Here is a 22,376-nt window from a genome sequence, read left to right as displayed (position 1 = left end):
AAGTTTTAAATGAAGAATTTATTATTCATTAATGTCATAGTTGTTAATCTTCTCATTTTGTGATGTGATCATATCGTGAGTTCTATTATTGATGCTTATGGTGTGGTGTCTTGGTATTGATTATGTAGATTAGTTATATGCATCATGCAAAATATTTTGCATTTTTTTCTTGTTTATATTTTTATCTATGGTGTTTACTGATTACCAAATGCATTAAGTGTGGTTTATATTTCACGCTTATACAAGGATGAGACTCAATTTTACCTCCTTGAGGTATTAAAGAGAATATTGGCATCATTAATAATAAGTATTCAAAGATATTTTTAAAACCAATAAGTATCTGTGAGATTTTTTATTAGTCACGCCATCTGCATAAAGCTTAGTGGAGTTAAGCATGTTTGAACACAACTTAGTAACCGACAATCAAGTAACTAAAAAGGAAGGCTGTAAGGAGGGCTGTGATGTTCATTTGCGCAGTGTCGACCTTAATTTGCTAACGGTTTTCGATGCTGTGATGCAAATGCACAACGTGACGCGTGCCGCACAGTCGCTTGGCATGTCTCAACCAGCTGTGAGTAATGCGGTTGCTCGCCTAAAAGTGATGTTTAATGATGAACTGTTTGTCCGTTATGGCCGCGGTATTCAACCAACAGTCAGAGCTCGTCAGCTTTTTGGACCCGTTCGACAGGCTCTGCAATTAGTGCAAAATGAGTTACCCGGAGTGGGTTTTGAGGCCAAAAGTAGTACGCGAATATTTAATTTATCTATTTGTAGTCCTTTAGATATCCGGTTAACTGCACAAATAATACAGCGTGTTAAGGCATCCGCACCTCACGTTCAGCTCATTATTAGATCTTATATTAACCAGAATGTTGAACATCAATTACGTTATCAAGATACAGAGTTTGTTATAGGTTATACCAAGTTCAAGCGCCCAGATTTTCATGATATACCACTGTTTAGTGATGAGTCAGTTCTGGTTGTGGCTAAAGATCACCCACGTATTGATAATTCAATCACTCAAGAACAACTTCTTGCTGAATTACATGCAGTCGTTTCATTAGATAAAGTAGGTTCTTTCAGTAATATTTATTATGAATCTACCAGCAGTGCTCAAACGATTGTTTATGAAGGCACAGATATGTATAGCGTGCTGAATATAGTCTCTCAGACTTGTTTTGTTGCCATTGCTCCTCGCTGGATGGCTCAAATATATAGCGAAGCCCTTAATCTGAAAGTTATCCCATTACCTTGGGCGGAGATAAGTTGCCCATGCTATCTCACTTGGCATGAATCTACTGATAGAGACAAAGGACATCAGTGGATGAAAGAACAACTCAGCCAGCTTAGTCTGTCTTCTTAATTATTTCGCTAAGTCCTGCTGCTGGAATCATATACTTCTCAGTAGCAGGCAAGCATCGGTATAGCGTTTAGTGTTATTCTTTTATATTCAATTGTTACCCCATTTTGCAAAAACGATGCTTCATTCTGACTTCACCTCACTTAGCCTAATCGCTGTCTTTTTCATCAAAATCTATTTCAGCTCACACTTCTACGCTGAATTTTATTTGCCATAACCTATAGAGTGGGTAGACTGCGCGAAAAAAAGTGAACGCATGTAAGCTGAATGCCGACAGGCAAGAAGCAGAGGTTCATTTTAACGAATGATTTATTAGCGAGCTGCAATGTTATGACCAATACATTAGATCAATACCATCTTGTGCGCCGTCTGCGCCAACAAATAGGCCAGAGAGCTGACAAAATTGCTTTCCGCGAATGGTCACCTGAAGGCGAAAAGCAACTGAGTTGGCAGCAAGTTGATACGCATGTGACGCGAATTTCAGCCGCATTGTTGTCTCTTGGGGCGGCAATCCAAGAACGTATTGGTATTTTTGCTAATAACAGCATGGCCTGGTCATTGGCTGACTTAGCTATTTTACAATTACGTGGTGTGAGTGTGCCGCTGTACGCCACCAATACCACGGCTCAGGCCGCTTATGTAATTAATGATGCAGATGTACGAATTTTATTCGTTGGTGGGCAAACGCAATTTGATGTGGCCATCACATTAAAATCGCTGTGTCCGCAGTTGACTCATATTATTGTATTAGATCCCTCCGTTGATCTGCGTGGTTGTGAATATGCCCAACATCTGGCTGATTTCGAGCAGCAGCCGGATGCAGTCCAGCAGCATCTCTTAACTACGCGTATTGAAAGTTGTGATTTAAATGACTTATTTACCCTGATTTACACCTCAGGTACCACGGGTGAACCTAAAGGTGTGATGCTGGATTACCGTAATATGGCAGCCCAGCTTTATTTGCATGATCAGCGCTTAACCCTGACAACCGACGATGTCTCTCTGAGTTTTCTGCCGTTATCTCATGTATTTGAGCGTGCCTGGAGTTTCTATGTGATGCATACCGGCGCGCAAAATGTATATCTCAGTAACACCGACTGGGTGCGTGCAGCGATGCAGTCCGCAAAACCGACAGTCATGTGTGCGGTTCCCCGTTTCTACGAGAAAGTATTCAGCGCCATTAATGACAAAGTTGCCCTGGCAAAATGGCATCGGCGGATGCTGTTCCGTTGGGCTGTCGGGTGTGGTGAGCGCAAGTTCCAAAGCCTGCAAAATGGGCAAAAATTATCACTGCTATCTGAACAGATGTATAAGCTGGCAGATCGTTTAGTTTTGAGTAAATTGCGCGGTGTATTAGGCGGGAAAGTGCGCTTTTTACCGGCGGCAGGCGCACGCTTAGATGACAATATCATCCTGTTTTTCCAAGCTATTGGTATCAATATCAAGTATGGCTATGGTATGACCGAAACTTGTGCCACCGTCTCTTGTTGGGAAGAGAAAGATTTCCGTTTTGGTTCTATTGGTAAACCATTACCGGGGATCGAGGTGCGCTTGGGGGCTGAGAACGAAATTCAGGTTCGTGGCCCAATTGTTATGCGCGGTTATTTTAATAAGCCGCAAGAGACAGCCGAATCTTTTACTGAAGATGGATGGCTCAAAACGGGTGATGCCGGTGCGTTAGATGCTCAAGGGAACTTGTTTATCACCGAGCGACTGAAAGATTTGATGAAAACCTCTGGTGGCAAATACATCGCGCCACAAATGATTGAAGGCACGCTGGGTCAGGATCGTTTTATTGAGCAGGTGGCCATTATTGCCGATACTCGCAAATTTGTGTCGGCACTGATTGTTCCGTGTTTTGAATCACTTGAAGAGTATGCTCGCTCGATAAATCTAAAATATCATGACCGGCTAGAGCTATTACGTCATAGCCATATTGTCAGTTTGTTTGAGCAACGGCTGAAAGAGATGCAAAAAGAGTTATCGAAATTTGAGCAGGTTAAGCGTTTTACGCTCTTACCACAGGCGTTTACCATGGAAACGGGTGAGTTGACGCCAACGATGAAGTTACGTCGCAAAATCATTCTCCAGCGTTATCAGAATGAAATTGATTCCATGTATCGCGATTAGCATTTTAAGTGCAACGGTGTATAGAGTGTCGTATATGCCGTTGCTCTCTTTCCGACCTCCTGCCGCATATCCTTACCTATTTTTGCGTAGAATCCCTCATTTTGCCGTATTTAAAACGTAAAAATTCACTGCCTAATTTAGTTCTATAATTAGTGGCTAAAATGGGGCGAAGAACACAGTTATGAATGCTTAGGCAGTGTTTTATATTTTCGATGAGCATAAATTCAGAGCGCACCCCGTAGAATTGCCTTTAGTGCAGAGAATTGCCGTTTGCCTGCCAGAAATTCTGACGTTATGTTAATAAGTTAGGTATGTTAATAAACATTCGAACGATAACAAACAAAGAATAGGATATGGGGCGCAGTGCCTTTCCTACAGGATTTCGTGGAAATGACTTCCCGTGATCCACTGAGCAAACTAAGCCTGGAGGCAAAACCCATGGAGATGTTGTCAGGAGCCGAGATGGTTGTCCGATCGTTAATCGATCAGGGCGTTAAGCATGTATTCGGTTATCCCGGCGGGGCCGTACTTGATATTTACGATGCCCTGCACACGGTCGGAGGCATCGATCACGTGCTGGTGCGCCACGAACAAGGTGCGGTTCACATGGCCGATGGCTATGCGCGGGCAACTGGTGAGGTTGGGGTCGTGCTGGTCACCTCAGGTCCCGGAGCAACCAATGCGATCACTGGCATTGCGACGGCCTATATGGATTCCGTGCCTATGGTGGTGCTTTCTGGTCAGGTACCAAGCTCATTAATTGGCTATGATGCTTTTCAAGAATGCGACATGGTGGGGATTTCTCGCCCGGTAGTGAAACACAGCTTTTTGGTTAAGCGCACCGAAGATATTCCTTCGGTATTGAAAAAGGCATTCTATTTGGCTTCGACTGGTCGTCCTGGTCCCGTTGTCATTGATTTACCAAAAGATATTGTTGGTCCTGCCGTAAAAATGCCTTATGCCTATCCTGAACAGGTTAGCTTGCGTTCTTATAACCCGACGGTGCAGGGGCATCGTGGGCAAATTAAACGTGCATTGCAAACCATTCTGGCTGCGAAAAAACCTATTATGTATGTCGGTGGTGGGGCGATTAATTCAGCTTGTCATGAAGAGTTACTGACATTGGCTGAGAAACTTAATTTGCCAGTGACCAGCTCTCTCATGGGATTGGGTGCCTTCCCCGGTACTCATCGCCAAAGTGTTGGCATGCTAGGGATGCATGGAACTTTTGAGGCCAATATGGCCATGCATAATACCGACCTTATTTTTGCTGTTGGCGTGCGTTTCGATGATCGTACTACCAATAATCTGGCGAAGTATTGCCCAGATGCGACAGTATTGCATATTGATATCGACCCAACCTCAATATCCAAAACCGTCACAGCGGATATCCCTATTGTTGGTGATGCCAAACAAGTCTTGACGCAGATGCTGGATTTGTTATCACAAATTGATTGTGTGCAAGATTTCGATAGCTTACGTGATTGGTGGCAATCTATTGAACAGTGGCGCGCGCGCGATTGCCTGAGCTACAACAACGACAGTGGCAAAATCAAACCTCAGGCCGTGATTGAAACGCTGCACCGCTTGACGAGAGGTGATGCATACGTCACGTCTGATGTTGGCCAACATCAAATGTTCGCTGCACTTTATTACCCGTTTGATAAGCCTCGCCGTTGGATTAACTCCGGTGGACTTGGCACCATGGGCTTTGGTTTACCCGCTGCGCTGGGTGTGAAATTGGCGCTACCGGATGAAACCGTAGTTTGTGTCACAGGCGATGGCAGTATCCAGATGAATATTCAGGAATTATCGACAGCTCTGCAATATAACTTGCCAGTGCTGGTTTTGAACCTGAACAACCGTTACCTCGGGATGGTGAAACAGTGGCAGGATATGATCTATTCAGGCCGACATTCACAATCCTATATGGACTCTCTACCTGATTTCGTCAAATTGGCAGAAGCCTATGGTCATATCGGGGTATCTATCCGTACGCCGGACGAGTTGGAAAGTAAACTCGCTGATGCGCTGACGCAACTATCAGAGAAGAACCGTCTGGTGTTTGTGGATGTGACCGTCGATGAAACAGAACATGTTTACCCGATGCAAATTCGCGGTGGTGGCATGGATGAAATGTGGCTTAGTAAAACGGAGAGGACATAATTATGCGCCGCCGGATTTTATCAGTTTTGCTGGAAAACGAATCAGGTGCCTTATCAAGAGTGGTGGGGCTGTTTTCTCAGCGCGGTTACAATATTGAAAGTTTGACGGTTGCGCCAACCGACGATCCAACTCTATCTCGCATGACAATTCAAACTGTCGGCGACGCTAAGGTTTTGGAGCAAATCGAAAAACAACTGCATAAGCTGGTGGATGTGCTGCGTGTGAGCGAGCTGGTTTCCGGCTCACACGTTGAGCGCGAAATCATGCTGGTGAAATTGCAAGCCAGTGGCTATGGGCGTGAAGAAGTGAAACGCTGTGCTGAGATCTTCCGTGGGCAGATTGTTGATGTGACTGCCACGCTTTACACCGTCCAATTGGCCGGGACGAGCGACAAACTGGATGCATTTTTAAATGCGGTGCGGGAAGTGGCAGAAATTGTTGAAGTTGCCCGCTCCGGTATCGTCGGTGTATCCCGTGGTGACAAAATCATGCGTTAACCATGGTGATTAATACTGACTAATCTCTAATTATCAGGCTCAGCAGGTATGTTGAGCTTTTTTTTTCTTATTTTTTAACCTGTATAGCGTTATATGGCGGTTAAAGCGGTTGCTCAATAGTGAGTTCTGCTGTTAGATCATATCCATGGTTAAACTATGTCTATATCCTTTATTTTAGATTCTATCGGATATGCCAATTTGTTGGTCTAGCCTACAACATCATTTTATTAGGTTTATAAGGGGATAATGTGAAACTGGATGAAATCGCGCGTCTTGCGGGCGTTTCGCGCACAACTGCCAGTTATGTCATTAATGGCAAAGCGAAACAGTACCGAGTCAGCGATAAAACAGTAGACAAAGTTATGGCGGTTGTCAGGGAACATAACTATCACCCAAATGCTGTTGCGGCAGGATTACGTGCGGGCAGAACCCGCTCGATCGGCTTGGTGATCCCGGATCTTGAGAATACCAGCTATACCCGTATTGCTAATTATCTGGAGCGTCAGGCACGTCAACGTGGTTATCAACTCTTGATTGCCTGTTCTGAAGACCAACCTGATAATGAAATGCGCTGTATTGAACACTTGTTACAACGCCAAGTTGACGCCATCATTGTCTCCACCGCTTTACCGCCGGAGCATCCTTTCTATCAGCGCTGGGCTAATGATCCATTGCCCATCATCGCATTAGATCGCGCGCTGGACCGGGAACATTTCATCAGTGTTGTTGGGGCAGACCAAGAAGATGCCATGATGTTGGCGCAAGAGTTACGTTCTTTCCCTGCGGAGTCTGTGTTGTATCTGGGGGCGTTGCCAGAATTATCGGTCAGCTTCTTGCGAGAAATGGGGTTCCGTGAAGCATGGAAAGATGACCCACGCAAAGTTGATTATCTGTATGCCAACAGCTACGAGCGAGAAGCAGCAGGTGTGTTGTTTGCTCAATGGCTGAAGACCCATCCAATGCCGCAGGCATTGTTTACAACCTCATTCCAGTTATTGCAGGGCGTTATGGATGTCACTTTAAAACAGAGTGGGCGTCTACCGAGTAATCTGGCGATCGCGACTTTTGGTGATAATGAGCTATTGGATTTCCTCGAATGTCCTGTACTGGCTGTTGCCCAACGCCATCGGGATGTTGCCGAACGTGTACTGGAGTTAGTCTTAGCCAGTTTAGATGAACCGCATAAGCCGAAACCGGGGCTGACCCGTATTCGACGCAATCTGTTCCGCCGCGGAAGTTTAAGTCGAAAATAGCACGCATTTAAAGAATCAGGGCCGATATTGGCCCTGATTGCTATTCGTTTGCCACCATTGAACTAGCACTATCAAACATATCCCGCAACACGAAATAGCCTACGGCAATATTCCAAAAAGTAACCATAAGCGACGCCCATCGCCATTGAAACCAAAGCGTTACTGGTGACGGCTGTGGCTATCTGTTCTATATCCGCCCCGACAGACCATAAAATCATGGCATAAACGGGTGACTGGAAGCTGACATATGCCAATAAGTCAGCCAAGTTCTTGGCCCAAAAATGCTCACCTGCGTGACGATGTGCAAACCGGATGAACACATCCCGGTAAATACCATAGGGCCAGGCGATAAGGATGTTGACTGGAATTGAAACCAGCCGCGAAGAAAGTGACTGCTGGAACGTCATTCCAGAGATCACGATTTCGATTATCATGCCGATGACAAAACAATACACCACAAGTGCGAAAGTATCGGCTGCAGCACTACGCAGACGGGACCCAGTTGAAAACATTGTCATTAACTCCCTAATTGGGGGAAAAATCTGCCAAAACACCCACCGCCAAAATTTGTGATGGGATTTATGTATTGCTCATCATTTGAAATGCAGGTAATTGTATTGCTGTTTTGCTTTTCGTGTAGTTTACAGTGCTATTGTTTGTAATATAACCAGCTTAAAATTTTTATTTTTAACATTTGTCTGATTTTTATACTTTGTACTGCGAGGATTTAGGCTTTTTGTGGTTTTTTAAATGGCGATGACATTATTTTTATTTTAAAAACAATATGTTATATTTTTGCGAGGGAATGGTAGGAAAACGCAGCACCGGTTAAGGTGCATTAAAAATAACAGGTAAGAAAAATACTAATTTACAGTATTTTCCTAATTTAAGATTTATCTGTCTGAAGCGATTCATATTTCAGTTATGTTCGAAATATGCGTCAATAATTTATTTCAAAATAGATTAATGCTGATCGGTTAATTGAAGTAAAATGTCTTGCCAGTAACACTTGTTGTTATCAAGGGTATTATTGTTTCGCCGTGGATTTTGTTGCCGATCTTCTCGGTTTATCCCTAAGAAACGCCAGCCGCCGCGGGTTTTGTGCTCAGGCTGTCTAATTTTGAAGCGTACAATTTTCATACTGAAAATGAGACATTCCTTGCAGAAGGAAATAATGGGTCAATTAATTGACAATTTATTATTTATTTAAGTTACCGAAATTAGTGGCGGAAAAATAGCCCGTTTATCATGACGTTAATTTCTATTTCAATCCCTAAAATAGCCCCTTATACGAGATATATCTCAAAAACGGCCCATAAATATTGTCAAAGCGCATCTGCTCTGGCTTGACAAGGTTTTCATACCATCCGTAAACTCTTTAATGTGGGGATTTGTGGGATAAAGTGGCGAATTGGGTCATGAAGGGGTAACTCAGTCATGTTTCGTGGGGCAACGATGGTTAACCTCGACAGCAAAGGGCGGCTCGCCGTACCTACCCGTTATCGGGATTTGCTGAACGAGGAATCGCAAGGCCAGATGGTCTGTACCATAGACCTTCACCAACCATGCCTATTGCTTTATCCACTCCCTGAATGGGAAATAATTGAACAAAAATTATCCAGACTGTCGAGCATGAATCCAGCCGAACGTCGAGTTCAGCGTTTGTTGTTAGGGCATGCCAGTGAATGTCAGATGGATGGTGCCGGGCGCTTACTGATTGCAGGAACATTGCGTCAGCACGCCGGGCTGAATAAAGAAGTGATGCTGGTTGGGCAGTTCAATAAATTTGAACTGTGGGATGAACAGACCTGGTATCAACAAGTCAAGGATGACATCGACGCAGAACAGTCCACTCAGGAACCTTTATCTGAGCGGCTACAGGACTTATCGCTATAAGCATGGTAGATAACAACCACAGTGTAGATAACGACTACAAGCACACCAGCGTGTTACTGGATGAGGCAGTTAATGGCCTGAACATCCGTGATAACGGCATCTATATTGACGGAACTTTTGGCCGTGGTGGCCACTCGCGCCTGATTTTGTCCCAACTTGGGCCAGAAGGGCGTTTGATAGCAATTGATCGTGACCCACAAGCTATTGAAGCGGCAAAATCAATAACCGACCCACGTTTTTCTATTGTGCATGGTCCTTTTTCTGATTTGGCGCACTATGTGCAGGAGTTGGATTTAGTCGGTCGCATCGATGGTGTGCTGTTGGATCTAGGTGTTTCATCACCTCAATTGGATGATCCTGAGCGTGGTTTTTCTTTCATGCGCGACGGGCCGTTGGATATGCGCATGGACCCAACCCGCGGACTATCCGCTGCTGACTGGTTAATGAAAGCCAGCGCCGATGATATTGCTTGGGTGCTGAAAACTTTCGGCGAAGAGCGTTTTGCCAAGCGTTTAGCCAAGGCGATTGTTGAGCGTAACCTCACACAACCGATGACGCGTACCAAAGAGTTAGCTGATTTGATTGCTAACGCCAGCCCATTCCGTGAAAAGCACAAACACCCAGCCACTCGCAGCTTCCAGGCTATTCGTATCTATATCAACAGTGAATTGGAAGAGATAGAGCGTGCGCTCGATGGTGCGCTTGAAGTTTTGGCACCGGGTGGTCGTTTATCCGTCATTAGTTTCCACTCTCTTGAAGACCGTATTGTGAAAAACTTTATCCGTCATCACAGCCGTGGCCCACAGGTTCCTGCTGGTTTACCACTGACGGAAGCGCAGTTACGCAGCATGGGGGGGCGCACCTTAAAATCTGTTGGCAAAATGATGCCTCCTGACGCAGAGGTCGCTGAAAACCCACGGGCGCGTAGCTCGGTATTACGTTTTGCCGAGAGGGTTAAGGCGTGATAGGCAACGAGCGCCACGGTCTGGTTGGGGTCATCGGCGGGGACTTACTCCGTAATGCCAAGATCCCGCTAATTTTACTGGTTGCGGTGCTCGTGTCTGCCATTTTTGTTGTGACCACCGCCCACCGCACGCGCTTGCTGACTGCGGAGCGGGAACAGTTAGTGCTGGAGCGAGATGCGCTAGACATTGAATGGCGCAACTTGATTCTGGAAGAGAACGCATTGGGTGACCACAGCCGTGTTGAGAGTATCGCAACCGAAAAGCTGAGAATGCAACATGTTGATCCATCACAAGAAAATATTGTGGTTCAGCAATAGGTTTTTCTAATAAATAAAGGAATTTGTCGCCACCATGACTCGTAGTAGCCAAGGTAACGCATGAAAGCAGCGCGCCCCGGGAAGTTAAAGCGCCAGGAAGAACAAGCCAGCTTTATAAGCTGGCGTTTTGCGTTGCTGTGCGGCTGTATTTTGTTGGCATTAGTCGGCTTGATGTTGCGCACAGCCTATCTGCAAGTGATTAACCCCGACAAGCTGGTACGCGAGGGTGATATGCGCTCTCTGCGGGTACAGGAAGTGCCGACGGCGCGTGGCATGATAAGTGACCGCTCTGGCCGCCCGTTGGCTGTCAGTGTGCCGGTTAATGCAGTTTGGGCTGACCCGAAAGAATTAACCGAACGCGGTGGCATTACGCTGGATACACGCTGGAAAGCGCTGTCTGATGCTTTGGAGATCCCGCTCGACCAACTGGCAACCCGCATCAACGCTAACCCGAAAGGGCGCTTTGTTTATCTGGCGCGTCAGGTCAACCCCGCGATTGGCGATTACATCCACAAGCTGAAATTACCCGGAATCTATTTGCGTCAGGAATCCCGCCGCTACTATCCAGCGGGTCAGGTGATGGCGCACATTATCGGTGTAACAAACATTGATAGCCAAGGTATTGAGGGTGTAGAGAAAAGTTTTGACCGCTGGCTCACTGGGCAACCCGGCGAGCGTACGGTACGTAAAGACCGCTATGGCCGCGTTATTGAGGATATCTCCTCGGTAGACAGTCAGGCCGCGCACAATTTGGTGCTGAGTGTTGATGAACGCTTACAAGCGCTGGTCTACCGCGAATTGAACAACGCAGTGGCCTTTAACAAGGCTGAATCAGGCACGGCTGTGCTGGTCGATGTTAATACCGGCGAAGTGCTGGCGATGGCAAACAGCCCGTCTTACAACCCAAATAACTTAACCGGTACGCCGAAAGACGCAATGCGTAACCGGGCGATAACCGATATTTTTGAACCCGGCTCAACAGTTAAGCCAATGGTAGTGATGACGGCATTGCAGCATGGCGTAGTGAAAGAAAATAGTGTGCTGAATACCTTGCCGTACTTTGTTAACGGTCACCAAATTAAAGACGTGGCCCGTTACGCTGAGCTATCCGTGACCGGGATCTTGCAGAAGTCGAGTAACGTCGGTGTTTCTAAGCTGGCGTTAGCGATGCCATCCTCAGCCTTGGTAGAGACTTACTCAAGGTTTGGGTTTGGGAAAGCGACCAATTTGGGGTTGGTCGGAGAAAGCAGTGGCTTATATCCTAAAAAACAACGGTGGTCTGACATAGAGAGGGCCACCTTCTCTTTCGGCTACGGGCTAATGGTAACACCGTTACAACTAGCGCGAGTCTATGCAACCATCGGCAGCATGGGGATTTATCGCCCGCTGTCGATAACCAAAGTTGACCCGCCAGTGGCCGGTGAACGCGTCTTCCCTGAACCGCTGGTACGTACCGTGGTTCATATGATGGAAAGCGTGGCGTTACCTGGCGGCGGGGGCACTAAAGCTGCCATCAAAGGCTATCGGATTGCTATTAAAACTGGTACCGCCAAAAAAGTCGGGCCAGATGGCAAATATATGGACCGATACCTCGCTTACACCGCTGGCGTAGCGCCTGCGAGTAACCCTAGATTTGCTCTGGTTGTGGTCATCAATGACCCGCAGGCAGGGAAATATTACGGTGGTGCGGTTTCTGCACCAGTGTTCGGTGCCATCATGGGCGGCGTACTGCGCACCATGAACATTGAGCCAGATGCATTACCCACTGGTGATAAAAGCGAATTAGTGATTAATACAAAAGAGGGTTCAGGTGGCAGATCGTAACTTGCGCGACTTACTCGCTCCTTGGGGGCTTGACGTCCCGGAGCGTGCGCTACGGGAAATGACATTAGACAGCCGTGTTGCCGCTGCCGGGGATTTGTTTGTCGCTGTTGTCGGCCACCAGACGGACGGGCGTCGTTATATCCCGCAAGCCATCGCACAAGGTGTGGCGGCCGTGGTCGCTGAAGCTGATGGTGTCGCACCGGATACCAGCATGGTTGAAATGCATGGTGTGCCTGTTATCTATCTGCGTAATTTGAATCAGCACTTATCCAAGCTGGCGGGGCAATTTTATCACCAGCCGGGTGCCGCATTACGTTTGGTGGGTGTGACCGGGACTAACGGCAAAACCACCACTACCCAACTGTTGGCGCAATGGGCTCAGTCGCTGGGCGAAACCAGCGCAGTAATGGGAACAGTAGGTAATGGTTTATTGGGGCATGTTATCCCTACGGAGAACACCACAGGTTCGGCGGTTGATATCCAACATTTGTTGCGTAATTTAGTTGACCAAGGCGCAACTTTCGCGGCAATGGAAGTCTCTTCTCATGGTTTGATTCAAAATCGTGTCGCGGCGTTGCCATTTGCTGCTGCTGTGTTCACTAACTTAAGCCGTGATCATTTGGATTATCACGGCAATATGGCGAGTTATGAAGCGGCGAAGTGGCTGTTGTTCTCTACTCATCAATCCGAGCACAAAATTATCAATGCTGATGACGAAGTGGGGTGCCGCTGGTTAAGTCAGTTGCCGCAAGCGGTAGCCGTCAGCATGGAAAACAACGTTCCTACAGGTTGGAAAGGCCCGTGGTTATCTGCCACCAAAGTTGATTATCACGATAACGGGGCCAGCATCGCCTTTGACTCCAGTTGGGGTGAGGGGCAGTTAGAAAGCCGCCTAATGGGGGCATTTAACGTCAGTAACCTGCTCGTAGCTCTGTCAACATTGCTTTCACTGGGTTACCCGTTGGCACAACTATTAGCTGCTGCACCTCATCTGCAACCTGTGTGTGGGCGGATGGAAGTGTTTAACGCGCCAGGCAAACCGACGGTAGTGGTGGATTATGCCCACACCCCGGATGCGTTGGAAAAAGCGTTGGCAGCGGCTCGTTTACATTGTAAAGGCCAGTTGTGGTGTGTGTTCGGTTGCGGTGGCGACCGAGACAAAGGTAAGCGCCCACTTATGGGCGGTATCGCGGAACAACTGGCTGACCGTGTCGTTGTTACTGACGATAATCCGCGTAGTGAAGAGCCACAGGCTATTGTTGCTGACATTCTTGCCGGTTTAATGGATGCGGGCCGAGCGATGGCGATTCATGGCCGCGCCGAAGCGGTGACCAGTGCCATTATGCAAGCCAACGAAGACGATGTTGTGGTTATTGCTGGTAAAGGACATGAAGATTATCAATTGGTTGGCAATCGTCGGCTGGATTACTCCGACCGTGTGACCGTCGCCCGCTTGTTGGGGGTGATGGCATGATTAAGGTCTCCCTGCAATTCTTGTCCACGTTGCTTAACGCTGAATACATTGTTAATGACAAACAGCGCGATGGTATCGATATCACTGAAGTGACCATTGATACTCGCAAGGTCACTGCGGGGTGTTTGTTTGTTGCGCTGAAAGGCGAGCGTTTTGATGGACATGATTTTGCAGAAGATGCTGTTTCCGCTGGTGCAGGCGCTCTGCTGGTAAGTAAACGCTTACTGGTGGGGGCTCCGCAATTAGTGGTTAAAGACACTCGTTTGGCGCTGGGGCAATTTGCTGCTTGGGTGCGCCAGCAAGTGCCCGCTCGTGTGGTCGCGTTAACCGGCTCCTCTGGTAAAACCTCGGTAAAAGAAATGGTTGCCGCGATTTTGCACCAATGTGGCAATGTGCTGTATACCGCTGGTAACTTTAATAACGATATCGGCGTGCCATTGACTCTGCTACGTCTGACGCCTGAGCATGACTTCGCAGTCATCGAACTGGGTGCCAACCATGTGGGTGAAATTGCCTACACTACCGATTTAAGCCGTCCGGAAAGCGCCTTGGTCAACAATTTGTCTGCCGCACATTTGGAAGGATTTGGCTCACTGGCTGGTGTGGCGCAAGCTAAAGGCGAAATTTTTGCGGGGTTACCTGCTAACGGCACCGCGATTATCAATGCAGACAGCCACGACTGGCCGCATTGGCAAGAAACATTACATAACAAACGAGTATGGCGTTTTTCACCTCAGGCTGCGGAAGATATTGATTTCTATGCCAGTAATGCGCGTATTACGCCGCAAGTGACGTATTTCACCCTGCATTCCCCCTTTGGCTCCGTGGATATCGAATTGCCACTGCCGGGGCGGCATAACATTGCCAATGCGTTAGCCGCAGCGGCATTAGCTATGTCGGTCGGGGCCGATTTAGCGGCTGTCCGTCAAGGGCTGTCTCAGTTACAGGCTGTGCCGGGTCGCTTATTCCCTATTCAACTCGCCGAGAACAAGTTACTGCTTGATGACAGCTATAACGCCAATGTGGGTTCCATGACCGCCGCTGCCCAAGTGCTAGCTGAAATGCCAGGCTATCGGGTGATGGTCGTTGGCGATATGGCTGAATTGGGTGAGACCGCGGTCGATTGCCATCGTCAGGTGGGAGAAGCGGCGAAACAAGCGGGTATCGATAGAGTGCTAAGTGTCGGCATGTTGAGCCAGACGCTGAGTGATGCGAGCGGATGTGGCGAACATTTTCAGGATAAGAACACCTTGGCAGCCCGTGTGAGTGAATTGCTGCAAGAACATCCGGTTATCACCGTCTTAATTAAAGGTTCACGTAGCGCCGCCATGGAAAATGTCGTGCGTGCGTTACAGGAGAAGGCATCATGTTAGTTTGGTTGGCTGAATACTTAGTAAAATTTTACTCCGGCTTTAACGTCTTTTCTTATTTGACGTTCCGCGCCATCGTTAGTCTGTTGACCGCATTAATTATTTCATTGTGGATGGGGCCGCACCTGATTTCTTACTTACAGAAATTACAGATTGGTCAGGTTGTGCGTAATGATGGGCCAGAGTCACATTTCAGCAAACGCGGTACGCCAACGATGGGCGGCCTGATGATTTTGTTCTCCATCACCATCTCGGTTCTGATGTGGGCTTACCCCTCTAACCCATATGTCTGGTGTGTACTGTTCATTCTCGTCGGTTACGGGATTGTCGGTTTTATTGATGACTACCGCAAAGTGGTTCGTAAAAACACCAAGGGGTTAATTGCTCGCTGGAAATACTTCTGGCAGTCGATCATTGCACTGGCGGCCGCTTTCGCCATGTATAGCATCGGTAAAGATACCCCAGCTACTGAACTGGTGGTGCCATTCTTTAAAGACATCATGCCGCAGCTCGGCTTGCTCTATATCCTACTGGCTTACTTTGTCATCGTAGGGACCAGTAATGCGGTCAACTTGACCGATGGGCTGGATGGACTGGCAATTATGCCAACAGTTTTCGTCGCAGGCGGTTTTGCATTGGTGGCTTGGGCGACCGGTAACGTGAATTTCGCTGCATATCTGCATATTCCTTATCTGCGTCATGCCGGTGAGTTGGTGATTGTCTGTACCGCAATTGTTGGGGCCGGGTTGGGCTTTTTGTGGTTTAACACCTATCCGGCTCAAGTATTTATGGGCGATGTCGGCTCGTTAGCATTGGGCGGCGCACTGGGCACTATCGCAGTATTACTGCGCCAAGAGTTCTTGTTAGTGATTATGGGCGGGGTGTTCGTTGTTGAAACGCTGTCGGTTATCTTGCAAGTCGGTTCCTTTAAGTTACGTGGGCAGCGGATTTTCCGCATGGCCCCAATTCATCATCATTACGAACTTAAAGGCTGGCCAGAACCACGGGTGATCGTGCGCTTCTGGATTATTTCGCTGATGCTGGTGCTGATTGGCCTAGCGACGCTGAAGGTGCGGTAATTATGGTTGATTATCAGGGTAAAAAAGTCGTCATTATCGGGTTGGGGCTAACAGGCCTCTCCTGCGTTGATTTCTTTATGGCGCGTGGTGTAACGCCGCGTGTTATGGATACCCGTATCAATCCTCCGGGCCTGGATAAACTGCCTGACAGTGTTGAGCGGCATGTAGGTGGCTTGAATCAGCAATGGCTGTTAGATGCTGATTTGATTGTTGCTAGCCCCGGTATTGCACTGGCACACCCTGCATTAAGCGATGCAGCAGACGCCGGTGTCGAAATTGTCGGTGATATCGAACTGTTCTGTCGTGAGAATCAAGCGCCCGTAGTGGCTATCACTGGCTCTAACGGCAAAAGCACCGTGACTACCTTGGTTGGCGAGATGGCCAAAGCGGCCGGTTGGCCGGTGGGGGTTGGCGGTAACATCGGTGTTCCGGCTCTGTCGCTATTGAAACAGGAAAACCAATTGGTGGTGCTGGAGTTGTCCAGTTTCCAATTGGAGACCACCTCAAGTTTACGCGCTAATGCCGCCACCATACTGAATGTCACGGAAGATCACACAGACCGTTATCCATTCGGGTTGCAGCAATATCGCGCAGCTAAACTGCGGGTGTATGAAAACGCTAAAGTTTGCGTCGTGAATGCCGATGACGCGCTCACCATGCCAGTTCGTGGTGCCGATAGCCGTTGTATCAGTTTTGGTGTTGATGTGGGTGATTACCATCTGAATAAACAGCAAGGTGAAGTTTGGCTGCGAGTGCGTGGTGAGAAGGTACTGAATACTCGGGAAATGAAATTGACCGGGCGTCATAACTACACCAATGCGCTGGCGGCACTGGCGCTGGCTGATGCAGTTGGTATTCCTCGTTCGTCAAGTTTGAAAGCATTGACGACGTTTACTGGCCTTCCACATCGTTTCCAATTGGTGGTTGAGCGCAATGGCGTGCGCTGGATTAATGATTCTAAAGCCACCAACGTGGGTAGCACTGAAGCCGCACTCGATGGTTTACAGGTTGATGGCACTTTGCATCTGTTGCTTGGCGGCGACGGTAAGTCTGCTGATTTCTCCGGGTTGACTCGCTTTTTGCAAGGCGACCATATCAAGATTTACTGCTTTGGTCGTGACGGTGCCCAACTGGCCGAATTACGTCCAGAGGTATCAACGCTCACGGAGACAATGGAGCAAGCCATGGTGCAACTGGCGAAGAGCGTTGCACCGGGGGATATGGTGCTGCTGTCTCCTGCTTGTGCCAGTTTGGACCAGTTCCGAAGCTTTGAGCAACGCGGTGATGAGTTTGCTCGTTTGGCGGAGGAGTTGGGCTGATGCGCATGCCGGGGCTGGGGCTGTTTAATACGGTTAAGCATTTTGTGATGGGGTCTCGGGAGAGCGACACCACCAGCATGGTGCTTTACGACAGAACCTTGCTGTGGCTGACATTCGGTTTGGCGATTATTGGTTTTGTGATGGTGACTTCGGCGTCAATGCCAATTGGCCAGCGGCTGGCGGGTGATCCTTTCCTGTTTGCTAAGCGTGATGCACTGTATCTGGCACTGGCATTCGGTTTGTCGCTGGTCACACTACGTATCCCGATGGAAGTTTGGCAGCGTTATAGCAATATTATGTTGTTGATTTCAATTGTGATGTTGCTGGTGGTTCTGGTCGTCGGTAGCTCGGTAAACGGGGCATCCCGCTGGATTTCTCTGGGGCCACTGCGTATTCAGCCAGCCGAGCTTTCCAAGCTGTCACTGTTTTGTTATCTGGCCAGCTATCTGGTGCGCAAAGTTGAAGAGGTTCGCAGTAACTTCTGGGGCTTCTGTAAACCGATGGGAGTGATGGTCATTCTGGCTGTATTGCTACTGGCACAACCCGATTTAGGGACTGTGGTGGTGCTGTTTATCACCACATTGGCGATGTTGTTTTTGGCTGGTGCAAAAATGTGGCAGTTTCTGGCTATTATCGGCTCCGGTGTTTTTGCCGTGTGTTTACTGATTGTTGCCGAACCTTACCGTATGCGCCGTGTGACATCGTTCTGGAATCCATGGGCGGATCCCTTCGGCAGTGGTTACCAGTTAACCCAGTCATTGATGGCCTTTGGCCGCGGTGAATTATGGGGGCAGGGGCTGGGGAATTCCGTGCAGAAATTAGAGTATTTACCGGAAGCGCATACCGACTTTATTTTCTCGATTTTAGGCGAGGAGCTTGGGTATTTCGGTGTGGTTCTTGCATTGTTAATGGTATTCTTCGTCGCTTTTCGTGCTATGTCCATTGGGCGTCGCGCATTAGAGATTGATCAGCGATTTTCTGGCTTTTTGGCCTGCTCGATCGGCATCTGGTTTAGTTTTCAGGCGCTGGTTAACGTTGGGGCTGCCGCTGGGATGTTGCCAACTAAAGGTTTGACTTTACCACTGATAAGTTACGGCGGTTCGAGCCTGATTATTATGTCAACCGCGATAGTGCTGTTGTTACGTATTGATTTTGAAACACGTTTGGCAAAAGCCCAAGCGTTTGTAAGGAGTGCCCGATGAGTGGCAAAACCAAGCGTTTAATGGTGATGGCAGGTGGCACTGGGGGGCATGTCTTCCCCGGTTTAGCCGTGGCACATCATCTGATGGCGCAAGGCTGGCAGGTGCGTTGGTTAGGCACCGCAGACAGAATGGAAGCGTCATTGGTTCCCAAGCACGGCATTGAAATTGATTTTATCCAGATTTCTGGATTGCGTGGTAAGGGGCTGATGGCCCAATTGACGGCACCGGTACGAATTTATCGTGCCGTGCGTCAGGCGAAGAAAATCATGCGGGATTATCAGCCGGATGTCGTGCTGGGAATGGGTGGTTATGTGTCTGGTCCCGGTGGTTTAGCCGCGTGGTTATGTGGCATTCCGGTGGTGCTGCATGAGCAAAACGGGATTGCGGGTTTGACTAACCGCTGGTTGGCTAAAATCGCGAAAAAGGTTTTACAGGCATTTCCGGGGGCATTTGCGCACGCAGAAGTTGTTGGGAACCCAGTTCGCACAGATGTATTGGCACTGCCATTACCGGCTGAACGTCTTAATGGTCGCGAAGGGCCGATTCGGGTGTTGGTCATCGGTGGTAGTCAAGGGGCGCGAGTGCTGAACCAAACGTTGCCGCAAGTTGCTGCAACATTGGGTGAGCAGATAACGGTTTGGCATCAGGTAGGGAAAGGTGCGTTACCTGATGTATTAGCGGCCTACCAGCAAGTAGGGCAAGGCGAAAAACATCAAATCGTCGAATTTATTGATGATATGGCTGCGGCCTATGCTTGGGCTGATGTGGTGGTTTGCCGCTCCGGGGCATTGACCGTCAGTGAAGTGGCTGCCGCAGGTTTACCGGCAATTTTTGTGCCCTTCCAGCATAAAGACCGGCAGCAATATTGGAATGCATTACCGCTAGAAAAGGCCGGGGCGGCCAAGATTATTGAGCAGCCACAGTTTACGGCGCAAGCCGTGAGCGACCTACTCGCTCAGTGGGACCGAGCAACCTTACTGACGATGGCGGAGCGAGCAAGACTTGTGGCTATCCCGGACGCAACTGAGCGAGTGGCTGCTGAAGTGGTCGCTGTCAGTAAGTGAAATAGATAATGAACAGCTGGCAATAAATGCGGGCTGTGAATATGTAACAGACAAAAAAGTGAAGAGAAACGTGAATACACAACAACTGGCGAAACTACGTACTATCGTGCCCGAGATGCGTCGCGTCCGGCACATTCACTTTGTTGGCATCGGTGGTGCTGGCATGGGTGGTATCGCTGAAGTGTTGGCAAACGAAGGCTATCAGATTAGCGGTTCAGACTTGGCGCCTAACCCGGTTACTCAGCATTTGGCTTCATTGGGCGCACAGATTTATTTCCATCACCGTCCAGAGAACGTGTTGGATGCCAGTGTAGTGGTTGTTTCAACAGCAATTTCTGCGGATAACCCAGAAATTGTTGCCGCTCGTGAGGCGCGAATTCCGGTGATCCGCCGCGCAGAGATGCTGGCAGAGCTGATGCGTTATCGTCATGGGATTGCGGTTGCTGGCACCCATGGCAAAACCACCACCACCGCGATGGTCTCCAGTATTTATGCTGAAGCAGGTCTGGATCCTACGTTTGTGAATGGTGGTTTGGTGAAAGCAGCGGGCACCCACGCACGTTTGGGTTCCAGCCGTTATCTGATTGCGGAAGCGGATGAGAGTGATGCGTCATTCTTACATTTGCAACCGATGGTGGCGATTGTCACCAATATCGAAGCCGACCATATGGATACCTATCAGGGCGACTTTGAGAATTTAAAACAGACATTCATTAACTTTTTGCACAACTTGCCGTTTTATGGCCGTGCAGTGATGTGTATCGATGACCCTGTGGTGCGTGAGTTGCTACCGCGCGTAGGCCGTCATATCACTACTTACGGTTTCAGTGATGACGCAGATGTGCAGATTGCCAGCTACCGTCAGGAAGGCCCACAGGGGCATTTCACATTGAAGCGTCTGGATAAGCCGTTGATGACGGTAACCTTGAATGCTCCGGGTCGTCATAATGCGCTAAATGCAGCGGCGGCGGTTGCAGTCGCAACGGAAGAAGGTATTGAAGACGATGATATCTTGCGTGCGCTGGCAGGATTTCAGGGGACAGGGCGTCGCTTTGATTTTCTCGGTAACTTCCCACTGGCACCCGTCAACGGGAAAGAAGGTAGTGCAATGCTGGTTGATGATTATGGTCATCATCCAACAGAGGTTGATGCGACGATTAAAGCCGCGCGTGCTGGCTGGCCAGATAAACGCATTGTGATGGTTTTCCAGCCGCATCGCTACACGCGTACCCGTGATCTGTATGACGATTTTGCCAATGTATTATTGCAGGTTGATGTTTTGCTGATGTTGGATGTGTATGCCGCCGGTGAGCCGCCGATTCCTGGTGCTGACAGTCGCTCACTGTGCCGCACTATTCGCAATCGTGGCAAATTAGATCCAATTTTGGTTTCTGACAGTGAAACCGTGCCTGAGGTATTGGCGCAAGTGCTTAATGGCGATGATCTGATTCTGGTTCAGGGTGCTGGCAACATCGGTAAGATTGCCCGTAAATTGGCTGAGCTTAAATTGCAGCCGCAGACAAAAGACGAGGAACATCATGGCTGAGAAAGTTGCCGTATTGCTGGGTGGAACCTCCGCTGAACGTGAAGTTTCATTACTTTCAGGCCAGGCTGTTTTGGCGGGTCTAAGAGAGGCGGGTATTGATGCTCATGGCGTTGATACCAAAGATTTTCCGGTGACTCAGCTTAAAGAACAGGGCTTTGATAAGGTATTTATCGCTCTGCACGGTCGAGGGGGCGAGGACGGTACGCTGCAAGGCGTGTTGGAGTTTCTGCAATTACCTTATACCGGCAGCGGCGTGATGGCCTCTGCGCTGACAATGGACAAATTACGCACCAAATTGGTGTGGCAAGCCTCAGGTTTGCCGATTTCTCCTTATGTCGCCTTAAATCGTCAACAGTTTGAAACACTTTCGTCAGAGGAATTAGATGATTGTGTCGCTAAGCTTGGTCTGCCATTAATTGTGAAACCAAGCCACGAAGGCTCTAGCGTCGGGATGAGTAAGGTTAATAAGGCTACTGAGTTACAGGCCGCCTTAGTTGAAGCCTTCCGTCATGATACAGATGTCTTGATTGAAAAATGGTTGAGTGGGCCAGAATTCACGGTCGCTATTTTGGGTGACGAGGTTTTACCGTCGATTCGGATTCAAGCGCCCGGTGTGTTTTATGATTATGAAGCTAAATATCTGTCTGACGAAACTCAATACTTCTGCCCAAGTGGTTTGAGTGCTGAGTTAGAGCAACAGTTGGCGGAGTTGGCATTACAGGCATATCAGGCGCTGGGTTGCAGCGGTTGGGGCCGGGTTGATGTCATGCAAGATAGCGATGGCCGTTTCTACCTGCTGGAAGTGAATACTTCACCGGGTATGACCAGCCACAGCTTGGTGCCGATGGCAGCGCGTGAGTCGGGGTTGAGTTTCTCCCAGTTAGTGGCCCGAATTTTGATGTTGGCTGACTGAT

General features: G+C 48.5%; 18 protein-coding genes. 17 read left to right on the top strand and 1 reads right to left on the bottom strand.

What is annotated here, in order from left to right; translation table 11 throughout:
- The first annotated feature begins 394 nt into the window (after positions 1 to 394).
- The 5 genes from leuO (at position 395) to cra (ending at position 7,406) form a co-directional block, all read left to right on the top strand.
- Positions 395 to 1,363 (top strand): transcriptional regulator LeuO, encoded by a 969-nt coding sequence (gene leuO, locus HUZ92_RS06045; protein ID WP_050100498.1) that lies wholly within the window; start codon positions 395 to 397, stop codon positions 1,361 to 1,363.
- Positions 1,364 to 1,690: 327 nt separating this feature from the next.
- Entirely contained in the window at positions 1,691 to 3,490 is a 1,800-nt protein-coding gene (locus HUZ92_RS06040; protein ID WP_145580045.1) for an AMP-dependent synthetase/ligase, read from the top strand.
- 438 nt (positions 3,491 to 3,928) lie between these two features.
- Entirely contained in the window at positions 3,929 to 5,656 is a 1,728-nt protein-coding gene (gene ilvI, locus HUZ92_RS06035) for an acetolactate synthase 3 large subunit (protein ID WP_050100538.1), read from the top strand.
- A gap of 2 nt (positions 5,657 to 5,658) precedes the next feature.
- Positions 5,659 to 6,153 (top strand): acetolactate synthase small subunit, encoded by a 495-nt coding sequence (gene ilvN, locus HUZ92_RS06030; protein WP_004388986.1) that lies wholly within the window; start codon positions 5,659 to 5,661, stop codon positions 6,151 to 6,153.
- 248 nt (positions 6,154 to 6,401) lie between these two features.
- A complete protein-coding gene (gene cra, locus HUZ92_RS06025) occupies positions 6,402 to 7,406 on the top strand; it encodes a catabolite repressor/activator (protein WP_050100495.1) in 1,005 nt (334 codons plus the stop codon).
- A gap of 71 nt (positions 7,407 to 7,477) precedes the next feature.
- On the opposite strand, the gene HUZ92_RS06020 is transcribed toward cra, so the two are convergent.
- Positions 7,478 to 7,918 (bottom strand): L-alanine exporter AlaE, encoded by a 441-nt coding sequence (locus tag HUZ92_RS06020; RefSeq protein ID WP_050100493.1) that lies wholly within the window; start codon positions 7,916 to 7,918, stop codon positions 7,478 to 7,480.
- A gap of 925 nt (positions 7,919 to 8,843) precedes the next feature.
- Between HUZ92_RS06020 and mraZ the strand changes: the two genes are divergently transcribed.
- From mraZ to HUZ92_RS05960, 12 genes are all read left to right on the top strand, one after another.
- Entirely contained in the window at positions 8,844 to 9,302 is a 459-nt protein-coding gene (gene mraZ, locus HUZ92_RS06015; RefSeq protein ID WP_004875568.1) for a division/cell wall cluster transcriptional repressor MraZ, read from the top strand.
- A gap of 2 nt (positions 9,303 to 9,304) precedes the next feature.
- On the top strand, positions 9,305 to 10,267 hold the full coding sequence (gene rsmH / locus HUZ92_RS06010; RefSeq protein ID WP_050100492.1) for a 16S rRNA (cytosine(1402)-N(4))-methyltransferase RsmH: 963 nt from the start codon (positions 9,305 to 9,307) through the stop codon (positions 10,265 to 10,267).
- Positions 10,264 to 10,584: a cell division protein FtsL gene (ftsL, locus tag HUZ92_RS06005; protein ID WP_050100490.1), complete on the top strand. Its 321-nt coding sequence runs from the start codon at positions 10,264 to 10,266 to the stop codon at positions 10,582 to 10,584. The genes rsmH and ftsL overlap by 4 nt, the downstream gene beginning before the upstream one ends.
- A gap of 60 nt (positions 10,585 to 10,644) precedes the next feature.
- Positions 10,645 to 12,408 carry a peptidoglycan glycosyltransferase FtsI gene (locus HUZ92_RS06000; RefSeq protein ID WP_050100489.1) on the top strand — a complete coding sequence of 588 codons (1,764 nt, stop codon included), beginning with the start codon at positions 10,645 to 10,647 and terminating at the stop codon, positions 12,406 to 12,408.
- On the top strand, positions 12,395 to 13,882 hold the full coding sequence (gene murE, locus HUZ92_RS05995; RefSeq protein WP_174846799.1) for a UDP-N-acetylmuramoyl-L-alanyl-D-glutamate--2,6-diaminopimelate ligase: 1,488 nt from the start codon (positions 12,395 to 12,397) through the stop codon (positions 13,880 to 13,882). Before HUZ92_RS06000 ends, murE begins: the two co-directional genes overlap by 14 nt.
- Positions 13,879 to 15,255: a UDP-N-acetylmuramoyl-tripeptide--D-alanyl-D-alanine ligase gene (gene murF / locus HUZ92_RS05990; RefSeq protein ID WP_050140446.1), complete on the top strand. Its 1,377-nt coding sequence runs from the start codon at positions 13,879 to 13,881 to the stop codon at positions 15,253 to 15,255. Before murE ends, murF begins: the two co-directional genes overlap by 4 nt.
- On the top strand, positions 15,249 to 16,331 hold the full coding sequence (gene mraY, locus HUZ92_RS05985; protein WP_050100485.1) for a phospho-N-acetylmuramoyl-pentapeptide-transferase: 1,083 nt from the start codon (positions 15,249 to 15,251) through the stop codon (positions 16,329 to 16,331). The genes murF and mraY overlap by 7 nt, the downstream gene beginning before the upstream one ends.
- Positions 16,332 to 16,333: 2 nt before the next feature.
- Positions 16,334 to 17,650, top strand: coding sequence for a UDP-N-acetylmuramoyl-L-alanine--D-glutamate ligase (gene murD / locus HUZ92_RS05980; RefSeq protein ID WP_145580046.1), 1,317 nt, complete (start codon positions 16,334 to 16,336; stop codon positions 17,648 to 17,650).
- The gene (gene ftsW, locus HUZ92_RS05975) at positions 17,650 to 18,852 is read left to right on the top strand and encodes a cell division protein FtsW (protein WP_050100483.1); all 1,203 of its coding nucleotides are present in this window, start codon (positions 17,650 to 17,652) and stop codon (positions 18,850 to 18,852) included. The genes murD and ftsW overlap by 1 nt, the downstream gene beginning before the upstream one ends.
- On the top strand, positions 18,849 to 19,916 hold the full coding sequence (gene murG / locus HUZ92_RS05970; RefSeq protein WP_050100481.1) for an undecaprenyldiphospho-muramoylpentapeptide beta-N-acetylglucosaminyltransferase: 1,068 nt from the start codon (positions 18,849 to 18,851) through the stop codon (positions 19,914 to 19,916). The genes ftsW and murG overlap by 4 nt, the downstream gene beginning before the upstream one ends.
- Before the next feature lie 70 nt (positions 19,917 to 19,986).
- Positions 19,987 to 21,462: a UDP-N-acetylmuramate--L-alanine ligase gene (murC, locus tag HUZ92_RS05965; protein WP_145580047.1), complete on the top strand. Its 1,476-nt coding sequence runs from the start codon at positions 19,987 to 19,989 to the stop codon at positions 21,460 to 21,462.
- On the top strand, positions 21,455 to 22,375 hold the full coding sequence (locus HUZ92_RS05960; RefSeq protein ID WP_145580048.1) for a D-alanine--D-alanine ligase: 921 nt from the start codon (positions 21,455 to 21,457) through the stop codon (positions 22,373 to 22,375). Before murC ends, HUZ92_RS05960 begins: the two co-directional genes overlap by 8 nt.
- The last annotated feature ends 1 nt before the right edge of the window (position 22,376 follow it).

This window comes from Yersinia vastinensis (assembly GCF_902726565.1).
Taxonomy (GTDB): domain Bacteria; phylum Pseudomonadota; class Gammaproteobacteria; order Enterobacterales; family Enterobacteriaceae; genus Yersinia; species Yersinia vastinensis.
Note: the sequence above shows the minus strand (reverse complement) of the source record. Positions and strands in the feature narration are given on the sequence as shown.

Excerpts from the sequence above, each read along its gene's own strand:
- HUZ92_RS05960 (WP_145580048.1), top strand. The coding sequence starts at position 21,455 with ATGGCTGAGAAAGTTGCCGTATTGCTGGGTGGAACCTCCGCTGAACGT.
- ilvN (WP_004388986.1), top strand. The coding sequence starts at position 5,659 with ATGCGCCGCCGGATTTTATCAGTTTTGCTGGAAAACGAATCAGGTGCC.
- HUZ92_RS06040 (WP_145580045.1), top strand. The coding sequence starts at position 1,691 with ATGACCAATACATTAGATCAATACCATCTTGTGCGCCGTCTGCGCCAA.
- murF (WP_050140446.1), top strand. The coding sequence starts at position 13,879 with ATGATTAAGGTCTCCCTGCAATTCTTGTCCACGTTGCTTAACGCTGAA.
- ilvI (WP_050100538.1), top strand. The coding sequence starts at position 3,929 with ATGGAGATGTTGTCAGGAGCCGAGATGGTTGTCCGATCGTTAATCGAT.
- ftsW (WP_050100483.1), top strand. The coding sequence starts at position 17,650 with ATGCGCATGCCGGGGCTGGGGCTGTTTAATACGGTTAAGCATTTTGTG.
- murG (WP_050100481.1), top strand. The coding sequence starts at position 18,849 with ATGAGTGGCAAAACCAAGCGTTTAATGGTGATGGCAGGTGGCACTGGG.
- mraZ (WP_004875568.1), top strand. The coding sequence starts at position 8,844 with ATGTTTCGTGGGGCAACGATGGTTAACCTCGACAGCAAAGGGCGGCTC.
- murD (WP_145580046.1), top strand. The coding sequence starts at position 16,334 with ATGGTTGATTATCAGGGTAAAAAAGTCGTCATTATCGGGTTGGGGCTA.
- rsmH (WP_050100492.1), top strand. The coding sequence starts at position 9,305 with ATGGTAGATAACAACCACAGTGTAGATAACGACTACAAGCACACCAGC.
- HUZ92_RS06000 (WP_050100489.1), top strand. The coding sequence starts at position 10,645 with ATGAAAGCAGCGCGCCCCGGGAAGTTAAAGCGCCAGGAAGAACAAGCC.
- HUZ92_RS06020 (WP_050100493.1), bottom strand. The coding sequence starts at position 7,918 with ATGTTTTCAACTGGGTCCCGTCTGCGTAGTGCTGCAGCCGATACTTTC.
- leuO (WP_050100498.1), top strand. The coding sequence starts at position 395 with ATGTTTGAACACAACTTAGTAACCGACAATCAAGTAACTAAAAAGGAA.
- mraY (WP_050100485.1), top strand. The coding sequence starts at position 15,249 with ATGTTAGTTTGGTTGGCTGAATACTTAGTAAAATTTTACTCCGGCTTT.